Here is a 15,014-nt window from a genome sequence, read left to right on the forward strand (position 1 = left end):
TTGGGGGGGGGGGGTGTTTTCGCGCTCCGCGGGGCCCCGGCTTGGGTGTGGGGCGGGGGGGGGGTTGGGGGGGGCCCCCCCCCCGCGGGGGGGCGCCCCCTTTTGTTGGGGGGGCCCCCCGCCTCCTGCCTGCGGAAGTGGACTCAGACCTTGGTGGCTCCGGCGTCCTCCTCGTCTCCGTTGTCGCTCGGGCCGATGCGGATCTCGAAGTCGCCGTCGTACTGCTCGTGGCCCGCGATCACGGCCTTCTCGACGGCCTCCGTGCCGTGCTCACCGCGGACGATCAGCGGGTCGTGGCGCAGGTCCCGCATCAGCGCCACGCACATCCCGATCATGACCAGGGTGAAGGGCGCGGCGACCAGGATCGTCAGATTCTGCAGGCCCTGGAGTGCGTTGCCGGACCCGTCGCCGATGAGCAGCATGATCGCCGCCACGGCTCCCGTCACGACGCCCCAGAAGACCACCACGAGCTTGCCGGGTTCCAGCGCGCCCTTCTGCGAGAGCGTGCCCATCACGATCGACGCCGCGTCGGCACCCGACACGAAGAAGATGCCCACGAGGATCATCACGAGCAGGCTCGTCACCGTGGCGATGGGGTACTCGTGCAGCAGGCCGAAGAGCTGGCCCTCGGGGGTCGACTCGCCGCCGAGACCGCCGCTCTCCTTGACCTTCATGGCCGATCCGCCGAAGACGGCGAACCAGATGAGGCTGACGGTGCTCGGCACCAGGATGACGCCACCGACGAACTGCCGGATCGTGCGCCCGCGGCTGATCCTGGCGATGAACATGCCCACGAAGGGCGTCCAGGAGATCCACCAGGCCCAGTAGAAGACCGTCCAGCTGCCCAGCCAGTCCGAGACGCCCTTGCCGCTCGACGCCTCGGTGCGCCCGATGAGCTGGGGCAGGTCGCCGAGGTAAGAGCCGATCGAGGTCGGCAACAGGTCGAGGACGATGACGGTCGGGCCCGCGATGAAGACGAACACGACGAGCAGCAGCGCGAGCACCATGTTGATGTTGGACAGCCACTGCACGCCCTTCTCCACACCGGAGATGGCGGACGCCACGAAGGCCACCGTGAGGACGGCGATGATGGCGACGAGCAGGCCCGTGCCCGCGTTCTCCATCCAGTCGAGCACCTCGAAGCCGCTGCCGATCTGCAGGGCACCGAGGCCGAGCGACGCGGCGGAGCCGAACAGCGTCGCGAAGATCGCGATGATGTCGATGACCCTGCCCCAGGAGCCGTTCGCGCGCTTCTCGCCGATGAGCGGGGTGAAGACGGCGCTGATGGTCTGCCTGCGCTTGCGCCGGAAGGTGCTGTACGCGATGGCCAGACCCACGACCGCGTAGATCGCCCACGGGTGGAGCGTCCAGTGGAAGAGGGTCGTGGACATCGCCGTTTCCATCTTCGCCGCCGAGTCGGCGGGATCGGTGCCCGGCGGGGGCGTGGTGAAGTGGGCGAGGGGCTCGCTCACGCCGTAGAACATCAGGCCGATGCCCATACCGGCGCTGAACATCATCGCGACCCAGGAGATGGTGCGGAACTCCGGCTCCTCACCCTCCTCACCGAGCGTGATCTTTCCGTACCGGCTGCAGGCGAGCCAGAGCGCGAAGACCACGAACCCGCTCGCCGCCAGCATGAAGGCCCAGCCACCGTTGTGGATGAGCCCGTTGAGCATCTTCGTGGAGGCGCTCTCCAGCGAGTCCGTGGCGACGGCTCCCCAGACCACGAAGGCCAGGGTGAGCACCGCGGTCACGCCGAACACGACGCGGTCGGTCTGGGGATGGGCGCCGCCATGGGCGGCGTGCATGATGTGCCCGTCCCCTCCCCCGCCGTCCGCTTTCTGTTGGTCTTGCGTCACAAGTACACCTCTCACGGTTTCGCATTCGTACAAACTCTGTGGTCCGCTACCCAGTACCACATGTGACGCACCTAACAACCACTCAACAATTGGTGTCGGGCGAACCTGTGACGAGGTGGTAGGCAGCGCGCTCGTCGAGAAGCAACGGTACGAGAGAACGCGCCGACTGCCGCATCGGCACGTAGGCTCCCTTGCCGTCCCTCCTGACCTTTACTCCGTGCAGGGCGAGTTCGTCCTTGATGTCACCGAACTGGTCCGCGTCGAGCCGGTAGCCGCACGGCGGGTCCTGGATCACCTCGGCCGGCTCGGCGGGGTCGTTGTCGGCGCCGCCGACATAGACGGGTCCGCGGTCGCGGAAGCCTTCAAGACGGGCCGCTGCGGTGGCCGCATCCAGCTGTCCGCGCCGCTCATCGGCATAGTTGAACAGGCCTCCGAGCGCCGCCAGTTGAGAGGTGACGCGGCGCCGGTTGTTCAGCGCCTCGTCCTTCTTCTCTGCTTCGGTGAGCGGATCGACACGGCTCTCTATGAGCAGACCGGCCGCGTGCTTGATGCCGGAGACGTTGCGCAGGATGCGTTCCTGACCGTCGCCCGCCGTCTGTTTGATGGGCTCACCCGTCACCGGATCGGTCCAGATCCCATACGTCCCCGTCGTATGTCCCGCCTTGCTCGCGGCGGGCCTGACGTACGCCTTGGACAGGGTCTGCGCCTCCTTGTGCACCGCCTCGTCGGTGTTGAGGTTGCGCGGCCACAGGTCGAACAGGTCTTTGTCGTAGTACTTCGGGGTCGCGCCGTACTCGTGCAGGTCGTAGATGGAGTCGGGCTTTTTGTCGCGGATGACGGCGGCCATGGCGCGTGCCTCCGCGGTCTGCAGGGAGATGTGGTCGCGGTTGATGTCGACGCCGTCGGAGTTGCCGCGGGTGTTGGCGGCGCGGCCGTCCGGGTTGGCGGTGGGGATGACGAGGAGCGTGGTGCGCGAGAGGAACCTCTGGGTCTTCTTGTCCTTCGCGTACGCCAGATCGCGAATCGTCGACAGGCAGGCGTCGCGTCCGGACGGCTCGTCGCCGTGCTGGCTGCAGATCAGCAACACCGTGCTCTTCGTGGGGCGTTCACCGATGCGGACGAGCTGGACGGGCCGGTCCTGCTTGGTGGTGCCGATGCGGGACACCGAGACCCGGTCGGTGGCCTTGTCGACGGTGGCGAGCAGCTTCTGTTCCTCTGGCTGACTGGTCCAGCGCGCGCCGTCGGACTCCTCGAATCCGGTGCGGGGCGGGGTCGGCGTCGCCTGCGCGGGCACCGTCAGGAGGGGCGCGGCGAGCGCGGCGGTGGCGCAGGCGAGCACCAGGGTGCGGACACGAGGCGTGAGGCCGGTGCGGGGGCTCATGAGGTGCTGCCTCCAGGTACGGGGCGGAACGGACGCGGCGGGGCCACGCCGTCGAGACGGGAGTCGCGGTCGATGACGGGCCCGGTGGCGCGGAACGCGTCGGCGCCGCCCACCAGCGGGACCTTCGCCGACGTACGCGCCAGGTCGATGGCGAGCGTCGGCCGGTCGGACGGAGGGTCGATGAGGTCCTTGTCCGTGCCCGCGATGATCAGCGCGAGGCGGTGGCCCTTGGGCACGACGTGGTCGCTCGCGGCCAGGTCGAGGGTGATGGTGTGCTTCTTGCCCGGTGTGAGGGGGCGGCCCTTGTGGTCGTCCGCGTAGTTGCCGAGGTCGGCCCAGCCGCGGCTGAAGATCGTGTGCTCGACGTCGGCGGTCTTGGCCTTGGTCTCCTTGAAGCAGGAGCTGTCGCCGGCGGTGCTCGGACCCCAGCAGGTGCGTTCGGGGAGCGTGGTGATGCCCTCGCCGGCGCTCGCGTAGTCGCGGATGGTGGCGGGGCCGAGGTCGACGAGGACCGCGGAGAGGTGGGCGGTACGGGTCGTCGGGGTCGCGGTGACGGTGACCTCGGAGGAGCCGGAGAGGCGCAGGTCGCTGCCGAGAGGACGGCTGATGAAACCGGCCTTCGACGGGGTGGAGGTGTCGATCTGCGCGGCCCAGTCGGTCTCGCTCCGCTTCGGGTCGTCGGTGAAGGTCTCGCTGCCGGAGCCGGGACGTGTCCCGAGGGTGCCGACGCCAGGCGACGTCCCCTTGCCGGGGCGGAGCTTGACCGTTTCGGTGCCGCGCGGGGGCCAGACGCGGTCGGTGGTCCACTGTCCGGGGGCGCGCTCGATGTCGGCCATCGGCTCGCGGTCGACGCCGTTGTCGTAGCCGAGGAGTTCATGGTCGAACCAGCGGTGCAGTGTGCGCACCCAGTCACCGCGGCGGAAGTCGAAGGGGTCGACGTGACCGGTCTGGCTGAGCCACACCTTGCGGTCGACGCCCTCGTCGGCGAGCGCGTCCCACCACTGTCCGAAGTGCTTCATGCGGACGTTCAGGTCCTGCATGCCGTGTACGGCGAAGACGCTGGCCCGCACCTTGTCCGCGTCCGGGGTGTAGTCCCGTTCGCTCCACAGCCGGGTCCAGTCACCGGTACGGGGCGCTTCATCGACAAGTCGCTTCTGTACGGCACCGCAGCGGGCCCGCGCCTCGGGGCTCTCCACGTAGTCCGAGAGCCAGTCGGGGCCGCTGTCGTAGAGCGGGGCGCCCTTGGCGAAGTAGTAGTCGTACCAGGAGGAGATCGCGCCGATCGGCACGATGGTCTTGAGACCTCGCACTCCGGTGGCGGCCACGCCGTTGGCGACCGTGCCGTCGTAGCTCTTGCCGATCATGCCGGTGGCGCCGTTCGACCAGGACGCCTTGGCGCTCTTGCCTCCGGTGCGGGTGGTGTAACCGCGGGCCCGGCCGTTCAGCCAGTCGACGACCGCCTTGGCGGACTGGACGTCGGAACGGCCGCCCACGTCCACGCAGCCGTCGGAGCGGTTCGTGCCCGCGAGGTCGACGGCGACGAAGCCATAGCCGCGGGGGACGAAGTAGTTGTCGTAGTAGAGCGGGAACTGGACGGGGTTGCCGTCCGCGTCGTACGTCTTCTTCTGGCTCTCGTTGCCGCGCCCGCAGCAGGAGTAGTACGGGCTGGCGTCCATGATCACGGGGATTTTCCGGCCGTGCTGCGCCGGTTCGCGGGGACGGACGATGTCGACGGCGACCCGGTCGGTCTTCCCGTCGCTGTCGCCGTCGATCTTCGTGTCGACCCAGACGGATTCGCGGATCGCACTCTCGTAGGAGTAGACGGGCTTGCTCTCACGTGGGGCGCTCGGCGCCCCCTGGGCGGCTCCCGGGGTCAGGAGCGTGGACAGCAGGGCGGCGATGGCCGCCGCCGGCAGGGATCTCCAGATCAAGCGCGTGCGTCGCGCACGTATCGGCATGGCGCGGAAGGTACACCGGTCAACTCCTGCGCGACAGAGGGCAGTACACACGCATGACAGGTTCGTGGGGCGTTTTGGCGCATGTCGGCTGAATGGCGATCGTGTGACAGCAGCGACCATGGACATGACGCGTGGCCAGGGGGCTCAATATGGTCGGACCGAGCCACGGAACCACGCTCACGACCACCCCTACGACGCGTATGACTTGGAGCTCTCGTGCACCGCAGACTCATCGCCCCGGGCGCGCTCGCGGCCTCTCTGCTGCTGGCGATCCCGGCATCGGCGGCCGACTTCACCCCTGGGGCGCCGGGTATCGGCGATCCCTATTACCCGGCGAGCGGCAACGGCGGATACGACGTCTCGCACTACGACCTGCGGCTGAAGTACCAGCCGCGGACCGACCTGCTCGAAGGCACGGCGACCATCAACGCCACCACGACGCAGAACCTCTCCCGGTTCAACCTCGACCTCGGCCTGAAGGTCAGCGAGGTGCGGGTCAACGGCAAGAAGGCCGCCTTCAAGAAGTCCGGCGAGCAGGAGTTGGAGATCACCCCGGCGGCCGGCCTGCCCAAGGGCACGCCGATCACGGTGGTCGTCCGTTACGCGGGCAAGCCGTCCGAGGTGAAGATCAACGGCTTCACCGCGTGGGCGCGCACGCCGGACGGCGGTGTGGCCGCCCAGGAGCCGGAGTCGGCCGCCTGGTGGTACCCGTCCAACGACCACCCGCTCGACAAGGCGACCTACGACGTCTCGGTCTCCGTGCCCGACGGCTCCCAGGCCATCTCCAACGGCGTTCTCCAGTCGCAGAGTTCCAGGCTCGGCTGGACGCGCTTCAACTGGCGCTCGAACAAGCCGCAGGCCAGCTATCTGACGACGCTCGCCGTCGGCAAGTTCGACATCACGACGGACAAGACCGCCGACGGCCTGCCCGTCCTGAACGCCTACAGCAAGGACCTCGGCGACAACGCGGGGGCCGCGCGGGCGAGCATCGAACGGTCGGTCGAGGTCGCGGAGTGGCTGGAGACGGTCTTCGGGAAGTACCCCTTCAACGCGCTCGGCGGGTACGTCCCGAACGTGACGAGCGGCTTCGCCCTGGAGACGCAGACGCGGCCGTTCTACAGCCCGCGGCAGTTCGCGAACGGCTCCAACGTGTCCGTCGTGGTCCATGAGCTGGCCCACCAGTGGTACGGCGACAGCGTGTCCGTCGACGGCTGGAAGGACATCTGGATCAACGAGGGCTTCGCGCGGTACAGCCAGTGGCTGTGGTCGGAGAAGGAGGGCGAGGGCACGGCGCAGGAGCTGGCCGACTACGTGTACGCCCAGCACCCGGCCGACGACCCGTTCTGGAAGGTCAAGCCGGGCGACCCGGGGCCGGAGAACCAGTTCGACATCGCCGTGTACGACCGCGGGGCGCTGGCCCTGCAGGCGTTGCGCAACGAGATCGGCGAGAAGTCCTTCTCGGCGATTTTGAAGGGGTGGCCGAAGGAGCATGCGTACGGGAACGCGAAGGTGGGTGACTTCGTGAAGTACGCGGAGAAGGTTTCCGGGAAGCCGCTGGCTTCGCTGTTCGACGCGTGGCTGTTCCAGCCGTCGCGGCCGGATGCGCCTGCTGCGCGAGGCGCTGGGATCGCTCGGTCCTCGGCGGTTCCGGCTGCGCCGAAGTCGTGGAAGTCCATTGCCGCGACCAACGGTGTGCATGAGGGTGGGCATGGGCACGGTCACTGATTGCTGAGCCGCCGCTTCGCGGCGGATGTCTCCCACCCACCCACCCGTTTACCCGGCAGCGAGCTGCTGGGGAGGGCGGGTGGGTGGGGGGGCGGCCCGTGGTTCAGGGGTCACCGGCGGAGCCGGGGGTCAGCGGTGCGCCCGGGCCCTGCGTGCCAGCGGCAAGTAGCGCAGGCGTTCCGGGAGGCGTGGGACCACCGTCCGCACCACCCCGCCGAAGCGGCGCAGCCTCCGTTCCTGGGCCGGCGTCCACGGCAGGCCGATCGCCGACCTCGCGTCCGGCGGCATCAGGCCGATCGTGAGGAAGCGGCGGAAGCGGGCCAGCGGCGGAAGCAGCAGCGGCCACAGGGCGCGCAGCGCCACCCGCAGAAGGTAGGGGCCGCGGTCCGGAGGCGGGACCGGGCGGTCCGTGGCGACGAGATCGCGGACCACCTCGGTCTCCTCCAGCTCGTCGGCGAGGACCTTCGCGTAGTACGGCCAGAACTCCTCCAGCGTCTGCGGCATGTCCCGGTCGTGGATGCCGAGGATCCGGCCCACCTGGAGCCACTCCGCGTACAGCTGCCGCGCCTCCGCGTCGGTGAACGGCCGGCCCAGGTACTTCTGCGCGTGGTGGTAGACGGGGAACCCGGTGGCGTGGACCCACGCGTAGTAGGCGGGCGTCAGCGCGTGGTAATCACGGCCGTGCGCGTCCGTGCCCCGGATGTGTTTGTGCAGGTCACGCAGCCTGCGCCCCTCCTCGGCCGCGCTCTCGCCGCCGTACACCCAGGTCTGCAGCGACCGCAGCGAGCGCTCGCCGCGCCCCCAGGGGTCGGTCCGGAAGACGGAGTACGTGTCGACGCCCGCGCCCACCGCGGGGTGCGCGACCTGCATCGTGAGCGCGGCGGGCAGGGCGAGCAGGGCGCGGACGTCGCCCGCGATGTCCCACAGGATGCCGCCGGGCGGGGGCGGCTCGGGAGCCTGGCGGCGGTCTGGCATCACACGGCTCCCAGGGGTCGGCGGGCCCGCGGATCGGTGCCCGGTGTGTATGTGTTCCAGTATGCGACTGGTGTTGACTCGACCGGTGAAACAAGTCGATAGTTCTTGTAACTTTGACACACCAGGCGGGAGAGGTCATCAAATGGCTTGGCTCGGGGGCAAGTTGAGGCCAGTGTCGGCCGGTCAGGTACTCGTGGAGGCCGCCGAGGTCCGCTACACCGTACGGAGGCACAGGCACCGTCGGCCCGCACGGCCCACACCCCGGTCACACCCCTGGAGCGCCGCATCATGACCACCTTCTTCGTACGTTCCCCCGCCACCGGCGAACCGCTCGGCGAGTACCCGGTGCACGGCGCCGACGACATCGCGCACGCGGTCGCCCGCGGCCGGGGCGCCGCCGCCGTCTGGGCGGGCCTCGGCTGGTCGGGCCGCCGTGCGCGGCTGCTCAAGTGGAAGCGCTCGCTCGCCGTGCGGATGGACGAGCTCGCGGGGACCGTCGCCGCCGAGACGGGCAAGCCGGAGCACGACGCGCGCGCCGAGGTGCTGCTGTGCCTGGTCCACCTGGACTGGGCGGCCCGGCACGCCCACGGCGTGCTGCGGGTGCGCCGGGTTCCCTCGGGGCTGCTCTCGGTCCATCAGCGGGCACTGCTCGGCTACCGGCCGCTGGGCGTCGTCGGGGTGATCGGCCCGTGGAACTATCCCGTCCACACCCCCATGGGCTCGATCGGCTACGCCCTCGCGGCGGGCAACGCCGTCGTCTACAAGCCGTCCGAACTGACGGCTGGCACCGGGGTGTTGCTGGCGGCGACCTTCGACGACGCCGTGCCGGACTGCGCGGGGCTGTTCCAGACGGTGACCGGGCCCGGGTCGACCGGACAGGCGCTGGCCGAGGCCGGTGTCGACAAGGTCGCGTTCACCGGATCGCCGGGAACCGCACGGAAGGTGGCCCAGGTGTGCGCGCGATCACTGACGCCGCTCCTCGCCGAGTGCGGGGGCAAGGACGCGGTGATCGTGGGCGCGGACGCCGACCTGACGGTCGCCGCGGACGCGGTGGTGTGGGGCGCGATGGCCAACGCGGGCCAGACCTGCGCCGGCGTGGAGCGGGTGTACGCGGTCGAGTCCGTGCACGAGAGGCTCTGCGCGCTGATCGTCGAGAGGGCGCGTTCGCTCAGCGCCGGTGACACCTACGGGCCCATGACGCTGCCCTCCCAACTCGGCGTCGTGGAACGCCACATGAAGGAGGCGCTGGCCGCGGGGGCGCGGGCGCCGCTCGGCGGCCCCGAGGCCGTGCGCGGCCCCTATGTGCATCCGGTCGTCCTGGTGGACGTGCCCGAGGACTCGCCCGCGATGACGGAGGAGACCTTCGGCCCGGTGGTCGCGGTGAACCGCGTGCGCGATCTGGACGAGGCGGTGCGGCGGGCCAACGCCTCGGCGTACGCACTGGGCGCGGCCGTCTTCACCGGGTCACGCAGGACCGGGCTCGCGGTGGCCGCACGGCTGAACTCCGGTGCCGTGTCGGTGGGTTCGGTGCTCGGGTTCGCGGCCGTGCCCGCACTGCCGTTCGGCGGTACCGGCGAGTCGGGGTACGGCCGGATCCATGGCGCCGAGGGGCTGCGGGCGTTCGCGGTGCCGCGCTCGGTGACGGTGAAGCGGTTCGCGCCGTACGCGGATCTGACGTCGTTCACGACGGCGCGGGAGAAGACGGCACGGGCGGTGGAACTGGGGCGCCGGCTGCACGCCCGGCTGTAAGCGGCAGCCCCGGGGTCCCGCCCGCTCACCGAAGCAGGGTTCTCATCTGCCGAGCAGCGGGACCAGATAGCGGCGCGCGAAGTCCCGTACGTGGTCGTCCTCTTCGAGCGCGAAGCAGCTCACCGGATTGAGCAGGAAGGAGACCGTGATCCGCACCATCAGCTCGGCCACCGGCGTCGGATCACCCTCCTCCTTCCCCTCGGCGCGCTGCGCCCGGCGCAGCCGGTCCGTGAGGTACCCGCGCATGGCGAGGAAGGCGGGGCCGCTCTCCAGCGTCAGGAACGGCAGCATCGTCTCGGGTTCGAGGCGCATCAGGCCGCCGATGAGCGGGTGTTCGCGGAGGTGCCGCAGGACCACGACGAAGCCCTCGACGATGCGGTCCTCCATCGTCGGGAGCGGGGCGACGGCCTCGTCCACCTCGCCCACGAACCGGCGGTACTCGCGCAGCAGGCAGGCGGAGACGAGCGCTTCCTTGTTGCCGATGCGGCGGTACACGGTGACGCGCGAGACCCTGGCGCGCTTGGCGACGTCGTCGACGGTCGAGCGGCGCAGGCCGAACGTCATGAACTGCTCGCGCGCCGCGTCGAGTATCTGCTCGGTCAGGGTGTCCGGCGGCGGCGCCGCGTCCAGCGCGCGCTCCATCATCGAATCCATGAGCCCTCCCCGTCGTCCCCACGCACTCAACCACAGCCACGGCGCCAACTCCCCATGGCTACACGGACACTAGCTCAATCTCTTTGTAACTATGCCCAGACCAGGAGGGTTCCATGACGCAGCGGCTCAGCCCGGAGCAGCTCGACTTCACCGCCGCGCTCCGCGACTTCGCGCAGCGCGAGTGCGGCACCCGGGAGCAGCGCGACGCCCTGACCGCGGAGTCCGGCGGCCCGCACTCACCCGCCCTCTACGCGAAGCTGGCCGAGCTCGGCTGGCTGGGCGTGTGTCTGCCCGAGGAGTACGGCGGGTCGGGCGGCGGCATGACGGACGCCTGCCTCTTCCTGCGCGAGACGGCACGCGGCCTGGTTCCCGCGGGCGGCTTCGTCACGTCCGTCATCACGGCGAAGGCGTACGAGAGGTTCGGCTCCGCGGCGCAGAAGAAGGCGGCGGTGGGCGGGGCCGTCGCCGGGCAGGTCCTGTCGATCGCGATGTCGGAGCCGGACGCCGGGTCGGACGTGGCGGCGCTGCGGTGCCGGGCCGAACGGTCCGACGACGCGGGCGCCGGCGGGTGGCTGGTCAACGGGCACAAGACCTGGATCTCCAACGCGCACCTGGCCTCGTACATCCTCCTGGTCGCCCGCACGGACGCGAGCGGGCCCAGGCACGAGGGACTGACGATGTTCCATGTGCCCGCGGACACCCCGGGGGTCGAGATCCGGGGCATCTCCACGATGGGCGGCCGCGAGGTCAACGACGTCTACTTCACGGATGTCCGGCTGCCCGCGGACGCGGTCGTGGGCACCGAGGGCAGGGCGTGGCCGCAGCTCATGGCGGGGCTCAACGCGGAGCGTCTCTTCCTGGCGGCGAACATGCTGGGGCTTGCCGAGCGCATCTTCGACGACACGCTCACGTATGTGCGCGGGCGCGAGCAGTTCGGGCGGCCGGTCGGCTCCTTCCAGGCGTTGCGGCACCGGCTCGCGGATCTGGCGACGGAGATCGAGTGCGTACGGCTCCTCGTCCTCGACGTGGCGGCGAGGTGTGACGCCGAGCCGGAGCGCCTCTTCCCGCGCGAGGCCTCGATGGCCAAGCTGAAGGCCACCGAGACGGCCAAGCGCGCGGCGCTGGAAGGCATGCAGATGATGGGCGGTTACGGCTACGCGACCGAGTACGACATGGAGCGGCATCTGCGGGCCGCGGTGGTGTCGACGGTGTACGGCGGCACCAGTGAGATCCAGCGGGACATCATCGGGAAGAGCTTCGGGCTGTGAGCCGGTCCTCCGCCTCCGCCGGTCCGCTCAGCGGGAGGCCGCGTACGCCTCAAGGATGAGGTCGGTGACCGCGTCGGGCTCGCGCAGGGTCGGGAAGTGGTCGCTGTTCCGCAGCCGTACGAGTCGGCAGCCCGGGATGCGTGCCGCCATCTGTTCGTTGCAGCGGACCACCTCGGGGTCGTCGCGCTCCCCCAGGGCGAGCACGCACGGCACGTCCAGCTCACCGAGGCGCTCGAAGGCCGGCGGGTCGGGCACGTGGTGGGGGTGGACGGCGAACCACGTCGGGATCACTGCCTTGATGAGCGCCGCCGCGGGGTCGTCCCCGGCCCCCGCGGCGGCCGACGTGCGCCTCACCAGGGTCACGATGCCGTCCATGTCGCCCGCCTCAGCGAGCCTGCCCACCTCGGCGGTGAACTCCTCCATGACGAAGTCCGGGTTACCGGTGATCCCGGGGACGAGGAGCGCGAGCCCCGCCACCCTGGCGGGGTCGGCGAGCGCGAGGCCGATGGCGGTGGTGCCGCCCATGCTGGACGCCGCGAGGAACGCCCGTGCGACGTCGAAGTGGTCGAGGACCGCGCTCAGGTCCTCGACGAGCGAGAACGGCGCGGTGGGCGCGGGAGACCTGCCGTACCCCCGCGCGTCGTAGCGGATGACCCGGCGTCCCTCCGCCAGGCGCGGCACGATGCCGTCCCAGACCCGGGAGTCGGCGACTCCTGGGTGCAGCAGGACCAGCGGCATTCCCTCGCCGCCGGAGTCCTGCGCCCACACTTCGCCGTCCTTGACCGGCACCATGAGTTCCATGGTGCGAGCGTGCCGTGGGTCCGGCCCGGTGGCCAGACGGAACTCGGCCTGTCTCCCCGGCCTAGCGGCCCGAAGCCGTCGCCGTCGGGAGCGGCTCTCCCACGATCCTGCTCGCGAGGACCGTGGCCAGTTCGGGGACCTGCGCGCGCAGTGCCGCCTCCGTCGACGCGCGTTCCGTCGCGATCGTGGCCTGGCCCGCGGTGAACAGCTCGTCGCGTTCGCGCACGCCGTCCTGCCTGGCGGCGGCGATCAGGGCGGCGCCTTCCTCCCGGGCCCGCTGTCGCGTCTGCGCGGCCTCGTGGCGGGCCTGGGCCAGCATGTCCTCGCGTTCGGCGCGTATCCGCTCGGCCTCGCGGCGCAGGTCCGCCGCCGGTCCGCCGGTGACGCCCTCAAGGATCGTGGCGCGCTCCTGGAGTACGCCGTTGACGCGCAGGATCATGCGCCTGACGAAGAAATAGAGGGAGCCGAACAGCACGGCTCCTACAGCAAGATGCTCGACATCCGGATTGATCGGCCCTAACGGCATGGGAATGAGCTGCATGCCGCCGATCTACCCGCTCATGTGGGCCCAACAACGCGCATCTGCAAGCAAGTTGGGTGACGCCCGCCACTTCCGGCCCTTGGACGTCGGCTCAGTCCCCGAAGTCGTACACCGTCACCGCGATGCCCCGCTCCACCAGGCGCCGGGTGATCAGGGGCTCGACGCGGGACCACTTGCCGCCCGCGAGCCCGCAGCCGATGCGCGGCATGTGCACGGAGGCGCCGAGTTCGGCGGCCTTGTCGGCGAGTGCGGCCAGGGCGGTGTCGATCGCCTCGTACCGCACGGGGACGCCCTTGCTGCCGGTGCGCATGCCGTGCTGGCCGATCATGTTGGCCACCCATATGTAGGGGCTGACCTCGACGAACTGGACGGCGCCCAGGCCGAAGTCGTTCTTCGCGCGCTCGCGGTGCCACCGGCGGTACGCGGCCTCCGGCTCGGGCCAGCGGCGCGACACCGCGACGACGAAGCCCTTGCCCCAGCCCCCGAGGTCGTTGCAGACATGGGCGATCAGCTTGACGCCCTTGCCCGACGGAGCGGTGGCGTCACCTCGGACGTAAGTGATCTCCGACATGACGCCACCGTAGGCGCTGCCACTGACAGTCGCCGTTGACCCGCTCTTCTCGTGCGCTACTTCGTGAGGCCCGCGGCCTCGCGGTCCACCCTGCGGCGGATCCCGTACCAGCCCGCGGCCAGCGCCGCCGCGATGATCGGGATGAGGTAGAGCGTCTTGCGGCCGATCTCGGGGTCCTTCCACATCAGGCCGAGCACCGAGAGCAGGAAGGCGATCGTGACGATCTCCGTGACCGGGCTGCCGGGGAGGCGGAAGCTCGGGCGGGTGAGCAGCCCCTCCTTGGCCCGGCGGACGAACGCCAGGTGGCAGATCATGATGATCACCCAGGTGCTGATGATGCCGAGGGACGCCACGTTCAGGACGATCTCGAAGGCCTGGCTCGGCATGAGGAAGTTCAGGCCGACGCCGAGCACGCACACCCCGGAGGTGAGCAGGATGCCGCCGTAGGGGACCTGGCTCTTGTTCATCCTTGCGGTGAACTTCGGCGCCGATCCCGCCATCGCCATCGAGCGCAGGATGCGGCCCGTGGAGTACAGGCCCGAGTTCAGCGACGACAGAGCCGCCGTGAGGACGACCAGGTTCATCACGTCACCGGCCGCGGGGACGCCGATCTTGGACAGGACCGTCACGAACGGGCTCTGGTCGGCCGAGTACACCGATCCCGGCAGGAGCAGGGCAAGGAGGACGACCGAGCCGACGTAGAAGAGCCCCACGCGCCACATGATGGAGTTCACCGCGCGCGGGACGACCTTCTGCGGCTCGGCGGTCTCGCCCGCCGCGACGCCGACCAGCTCAAGGGAGGCGTACGCGAAGACGACACCCTGCATGACGATCACGACCGGCATGATGCCGTGCGGCAGGAAGCCGCCGTTGTCGGTGATGACGCTCAGGCCCGGCGTCTGCCCGCCCACGTCCTGCTGGGTGACCAGCAGGAAGATGCCGATCAGCATGAAGGCGACCAGGGCCGCGACCTTGACGATCGCGAACCAGAACTCCATCTCGCCGAAGTACTTCACCGAGATCATGTTGATCACGAGGACGACGGCGAGGGCGATCAGCGCGAGCACCCACTGGGGGATGTCGGTGAACAGGCTCCAGTAGTGCGTGTAGAGCGCGATCGCGGTGATGTCGGCGATGCCGGTGGTCGACCAGTTCAGGAAGTACATCCAGCCGGCGACGTAGGCGCCCTTCTCGCCGAGGAACTCACGCGCGTACGACACGAACGAACCCGACGACGGCCGGTAGATGACCATCTCGCCGAGGGCGCGCACGACGAAGAAGGCGAAGATGCCGCACACGAGGTACGCGACGGCGAGCGCGGGGCCCGCGGAGTGCAGGCGGCCGCCCGCACCGAGAAAGAGTCCAGTTCCGATCGCGCCACCGATGGCGATCATGTTGACGTGACGGGCCTTGAGGTCCTTGCTGTAACCGGCGTCGCCCGCGTCCGCGGGGGCCTGGGACGCATCTGTGCGGGATGCGTCCACGGCGGCCGTGTCTACGGCTTCCTTGCTCACGTGGGGGGTCTACTCTCT

The 15,014-nt window shown here is 70.0% G+C and carries 12 protein-coding genes; 3 read left to right on the forward strand and 9 right to left on the reverse strand.

Annotation, left to right across the window (positions count from 1 at the left end):
* Window positions 1-143 precede the first annotated feature (143 nt).
* The 3 genes from ACWFRU_RS19700 to ACWFRU_RS19710 all read right to left on the reverse strand — a co-directional run bounded on the left by ACWFRU_RS19700 (window position 144) and on the right by ACWFRU_RS19710 (window position 5,198).
* Window positions 144-1,808: a BCCT family transporter gene (locus tag ACWFRU_RS19700; protein WP_453688598.1), complete on the reverse strand. Its 1,665-nt coding sequence runs from the start codon at window positions 1,806-1,808 to the stop codon at window positions 144-146.
* 133 nt (window positions 1,809-1,941) lie between these two features.
* Window positions 1,942-3,240, reverse strand: coding sequence for a M14 family metallopeptidase (locus ACWFRU_RS19705; protein WP_453688600.1), 1,299 nt, complete (start codon window positions 3,238-3,240; stop codon window positions 1,942-1,944).
* Window positions 3,237-5,198, reverse strand: coding sequence for a Xaa-Pro dipeptidyl-peptidase (locus ACWFRU_RS19710; RefSeq protein WP_453688602.1), 1,962 nt, complete (start codon window positions 5,196-5,198; stop codon window positions 3,237-3,239). Before ACWFRU_RS19710 ends, ACWFRU_RS19705 begins: the two co-directional genes overlap by 4 nt.
* 216 nt (window positions 5,199-5,414) lie before the next feature.
* On the opposite strand from ACWFRU_RS19710, the gene ACWFRU_RS19715 reads away from it, so the two are divergent.
* Complete coding sequence (locus ACWFRU_RS19715; protein WP_453688604.1) at window positions 5,415-6,923, forward strand: M1 family metallopeptidase; 1,509 nt, start codon at window positions 5,415-5,417, stop codon at window positions 6,921-6,923.
* 129 nt (window positions 6,924-7,052) lie between these two features.
* On the opposite strand, the gene ACWFRU_RS19720 is transcribed toward ACWFRU_RS19715, so the two are convergent.
* Window positions 7,053-7,898, reverse strand: a complete 846-nt coding sequence (locus ACWFRU_RS19720) for an oxygenase MpaB family protein (RefSeq protein ID WP_453688606.1) — start codon at window positions 7,896-7,898, stop codon at window positions 7,053-7,055.
* A gap of 288 nt (window positions 7,899-8,186) precedes the next feature.
* On the opposite strand from ACWFRU_RS19720, the gene ACWFRU_RS19725 reads away from it, so the two are divergent.
* Window positions 8,187-9,647 carry an aldehyde dehydrogenase family protein gene (locus tag ACWFRU_RS19725; RefSeq protein ID WP_453688608.1) on the forward strand — a complete coding sequence of 487 codons (1,461 nt, stop codon included), beginning with the start codon at window positions 8,187-8,189 and terminating at the stop codon, window positions 9,645-9,647.
* Between the two features lie 42 nt (window positions 9,648-9,689).
* On the opposite strand, the gene ACWFRU_RS19730 is transcribed toward ACWFRU_RS19725, so the two are convergent.
* Window positions 9,690-10,301 carry a TetR/AcrR family transcriptional regulator gene (locus ACWFRU_RS19730; protein WP_453688610.1) on the reverse strand — a complete coding sequence of 204 codons (612 nt, stop codon included), beginning with the start codon at window positions 10,299-10,301 and terminating at the stop codon, window positions 9,690-9,692.
* A gap of 113 nt (window positions 10,302-10,414) precedes the next feature.
* Between ACWFRU_RS19730 and ACWFRU_RS19735 the strand changes: the two genes are divergently transcribed.
* A complete protein-coding gene (locus ACWFRU_RS19735) occupies window positions 10,415-11,569 on the forward strand; it encodes an acyl-CoA dehydrogenase family protein (protein ID WP_453688612.1) in 1,155 nt (384 codons plus the stop codon).
* Window positions 11,570-11,596: 27 nt separating this feature from the next.
* Here the strand turns inward: ACWFRU_RS19735 and ACWFRU_RS19740 are convergent, their stop codons facing one another.
* The 4 genes from ACWFRU_RS19740 to ACWFRU_RS19755 form a co-directional block, all read right to left on the reverse strand.
* Window positions 11,597-12,370 (reverse strand): alpha/beta fold hydrolase, encoded by a 774-nt coding sequence (locus ACWFRU_RS19740; protein ID WP_453688614.1) that lies wholly within the window; start codon window positions 12,368-12,370, stop codon window positions 11,597-11,599.
* 61 nt (window positions 12,371-12,431) lie between these two features.
* Entirely contained in the window at window positions 12,432-12,911 is a 480-nt protein-coding gene (locus tag ACWFRU_RS19745) for a F0F1 ATP synthase subunit B family protein (protein WP_453688616.1), read from the reverse strand.
* Between the two features lie 91 nt (window positions 12,912-13,002).
* Window positions 13,003-13,482 carry a macro domain-containing protein gene (locus ACWFRU_RS19750; RefSeq protein WP_453688618.1) on the reverse strand — a complete coding sequence of 160 codons (480 nt, stop codon included), beginning with the start codon at window positions 13,480-13,482 and terminating at the stop codon, window positions 13,003-13,005.
* Window positions 13,483-13,538: 56 nt separating this feature from the next.
* A complete protein-coding gene (locus tag ACWFRU_RS19755) occupies window positions 13,539-14,996 on the reverse strand; it encodes an amino acid permease (RefSeq protein ID WP_453688620.1) in 1,458 nt (485 codons plus the stop codon).
* Window positions 14,997-15,014: the final 18 nt, after the last annotated feature.

The sequence above is a fragment of the Streptomyces sp. NPDC055099 genome, from assembly GCF_053607685.1.